3 protein-coding genes and 1 pseudogene are annotated in these 3,378 nt (G+C 70.9%); 3 read left to right on the forward strand and 1 reads right to left on the reverse strand.

The features are described from left to right. The 3 genes and pseudogenes from CCN56_RS13590 to CCN56_RS13600 form a co-directional block, all read left to right on the forward strand. Positions 1–303: pseudogene (locus tag CCN56_RS13590) on the forward strand (succinate dehydrogenase); the annotation flags it as partial. 1 nt (position 304) lies between these two features. Next, the gene (locus CCN56_RS13595; RefSeq protein ID WP_086826787.1) at positions 305–2,245 is read left to right on the forward strand and encodes a fumarate reductase/succinate dehydrogenase flavoprotein subunit; all 1,941 of its coding nucleotides are present in this window, start codon (positions 305–307) and stop codon (positions 2,243–2,245) included. Next, positions 2,242–2,988 (forward strand): succinate dehydrogenase/fumarate reductase iron-sulfur subunit, encoded by a 747-nt coding sequence (locus CCN56_RS13600; protein WP_086826789.1) that lies wholly within the window; start codon positions 2,242–2,244, stop codon positions 2,986–2,988. The genes CCN56_RS13595 and CCN56_RS13600 overlap by 4 nt, the downstream gene beginning before the upstream one ends. Before the next feature lie 3 nt (positions 2,989–2,991). On the opposite strand, the gene CCN56_RS13605 is transcribed toward CCN56_RS13600, so the two are convergent. Further along, positions 2,992–3,378: hypothetical protein (locus CCN56_RS13605; RefSeq protein ID WP_218779411.1), on the reverse strand; the 387-nt coding region annotated here is incomplete at its 5' end.

The following is a 3,378-nucleotide window of genomic DNA, read 5'->3' on the forward strand; positions in this document are numbered from 1 at the left end:
GGCTGGCACCTCCTCGACCTGACCACCGGCACCGTCCACCCCGGCGGCTTCGAGGAGGGCAAGCCCTACCAGAACGTCGTCGACACCTTCTCCACCTGGTACGGGAACGTCGTCTACATCACCGCCATGCTCGCCCTCGGCCTCCACGTCCGCCACGGCTTCTGGAGCGCCGCCCAGACCCTGGGCCTCGGCAACGCCCGCCGCGAACGCGCCCTGAAGTTCCTGGCCAACGCCCTCGCGCTCGTCCTGACCGCGGGCTTCGTCTCCGTCCCCGTCGCCGTCATGACCGGAGTGGTGAGCTGACATGAGCTACCTCGCATACGCCACCGGCGAGCCCCTCGCCGACACCGCGGCGCCCGCCGGGCCCATCGCCGACCGCTGGGACACCCGCCGCTTCCAGGCCAAGCTGGTCAACCCCGCCAACCGCCGCAAGCACCGGATCATCGTCGTCGGCACCGGCCTCGCCGGCGGCTCCGCCGGCGCCACCCTCGCCGAACAGGGCTACCACGTCGTCCAGTTCTGCTTCCAGGACTCCCCGCGCCGCGCCCACTCCATCGCCGCCCAGGGCGGCATCAACGCCGCCAAGAACTACCGCAACGACGGCGACTCGATCCACCGCCTCTTCTACGACACCGTCAAGGGCGGCGACTTCCGGGCCCGCGAGTCCAACGTCCACCGCCTCGCCCAGATCTCCGTCGAGATCATCGACCAGTGCGTCGCCCAGGGCGTCCCCTTCGCCCGCGAGTACGGCGGCCTCCTCGACACCCGCTCCTTCGGCGGCGTCCAGGTCTCCCGCACCTTCTACGCCCGCGGCCAGACCGGCCAGCAGCTCCTCCTCGGCGCCTACCAGGCACTGTCCCGGCAGATCGCCGCCGGCAACGTCGAGATGCACGCCCGTACGGAGATGCTCGACCTGATCGTCGTCGACGGCCGGGCCCGCGGCATCGTCGCCCGCGACCTGATCACGGGCGAGATCTCCACCCACTACGCGGACGCCGTCGTCCTCGCCAGCGGCGGCTACGGCAACGTCTTCTACCTGTCGACGAACGCCATGAACTCCAACGCCACCGCCGTCTGGCGGGCCCACCGGCGCGGCGCGTACTTCGCCAACCCCTGCTTCACCCAGATCCACCCCACCTGCATCCCGCGCACCGGCGACCACCAGTCCAAGCTGACCCTGATGAGCGAGTCGCTCCGCAACGACGGCCGCATCTGGGTCCCCAACGCCAAGGGCGACACACGGCCCGCCGCCGAGATCCCCGAGGACGAGCGCGACTACTACCTGGAGCGGATCTACCCCTCCTTCGGCAACCTCGTCCCCCGTGACATCGCCTCCCGGGCCGCGAAGAACGTCTGCGACGAGGGACGGGGCGTCGGCCCCGGCGGACAGGGCGTCTACCTGGACTTCGCCGACGCGATCCGCCGCATGGGCCGGGCCGCGGTCGAGGCGAAGTACGGCAACCTCTTCGACATGTACGCGCGGATCACCGCGGAGGACCCGTACGAGGTCCCCATGCGGATCTACCCCGCCGTCCACTACACGATGGGCGGACTCTGGGTCGACTACGACCTCCAGACCACCGTCCCCGGCCTCTTCGCCATCGGCGAGGCCAACTTCTCCGACCACGGGGCCAACCGGCTCGGCGCCTCCGCGTTGATGCAGGGCCTGGCGGACGGCTACTTCGTCCTCCCCGCCACCATCAACGACTACCTGGCCCGCCACCCGCACGGCGAACCCGTCACCGACGACCACCCGGTGGTCCGCGAGGTCCTCGCCGAGACCGAGGACCGCCTCCACCTCCTCCTCTCCGTCGACGGCGACCGCACCCCCGACTCCTTCCACCGCGAACTCGGCGAACTCATGTGGGAGTACTGCGGCATGGCCCGCACCGAGGAGGGCCTGCGGAAGGCGCTCGCCCGCATCCCGCTGCTCCGGGAGGAGTTCTGGCAGCGGATCAAGGTCCCCGGCACCGGCGAGGAGTTCAACCAGTCCCTGGAGAAGGCCAACCGGATCGTCGACTACCTGGAGCTCGCCGAGCTCATGTGCCTCGACGCCCTCCACCGCGCCGAGTCCTGCGGCGGCCACTTCCGCGAGGAGTCCCAGACCCCGGACGGCGAGGCCGCCCGCCGCGACGAGGAGTTCGCGTACGCGGCGGCCTGGGAGTTCACGGGCTCTGCCCCCGTCCTCCACCGGGAGGACCTCACCTTCGACTACGTCCACCCCACCCAGCGGAGCTACGCATGAGGCTCAACCTGCGCGTCTGGCGCCAGAAGAACGCCGGCACCGAGGGCGCCATGGCCACCTACGCGGTGGACGGCATCTCCCCGGACATGTCCTTCCTCGAAATGCTCGACACCCTCAACGAGGACCTCATCCTGCGCGGCGAGGACCCCGTGGCCTTCGACCACGACTGCCGCGAGGGCATCTGCGGCGCGTGCAGCCTCGTCATCAACGGCGACGCGCACGGGCCGGAGCGCACGACCACCTGCCAGCTGCACATGCGCTCCTTCCGGGACGGCGACACCATCGACGTCGAACCCTGGCGTGCGTCCGCGTTCCCGGTGGTCAAGGACCTGGTCGTCGACCGCTCCGCTTTCGACCGCGTCATCCAGGCCGGCGGCTACATCACGGCCCCCACGGGCGCGGCCCCCGAGGCCCACGCCACCCCGGTCCCGAAGGCCGACGCGGACTCGGCCTTCGAACACGCCGAGTGCATCGGCTGCGGGGCGTGCGTGGCGGCCTGCCCGAACGGCTCGGCGATGCTCTTCACCTCCGCCAAGATCAACCACCTGAACGTCCTGCCCCAGGGCTCCCCGGAACGCGAGACCCGGGTCCTCGACATGGTGGCCCAGATGGACGCGGAGGGCTTCGGCGGCTGCACCCTGACGGGCGAATGCGCGACGGCCTGCCCGAAGGGCATTCCGCTGCCGTCGATCGCGGCGATGAACAGGGAGTGGCTGCGGGCGCGGAGGAAGGTGAAGGGGTAGGGGTCACACCGGCGTGGCGTAGGCGTCCACGGACGACCAGCCCTTCTCCGTACGGACATAGACGATGCCGCCCGCCACAAGGATCTCGGCCCCTTCGGAGCTGTCTTCGGGAACTGCGGCGGGCAGCGCGAAGCGGGTGGCCACGGCGTGCCGGGTGAGGTCGACGACGACCCCGCCGGAGCCGCAGACGACGTAGGCCCGTTGGCCGGTGATCACCGGCGTGCTCGGCCGGTCGCAGGTGATGTCCAGCGGGACCTGCCAGACAGGGCGGCCGCCTGTCTGCGTGTCGAGCTCGGCGAAGGCCAGCCCCGGCCCGCCTCCCAGGAGGCCGTACATGCCGCGTTCCGTCGTCGTTGCCGACAGGACGCCTGTGGCCGGCAGGGGCATGCC

It is taken from the genome of Streptomyces sp. NRRL B-24572 (assembly GCF_002156145.1).
Lineage (GTDB): Bacteria > Actinomycetota > Actinomycetes > Streptomycetales > Streptomycetaceae > Streptomyces > Streptomyces vietnamensis.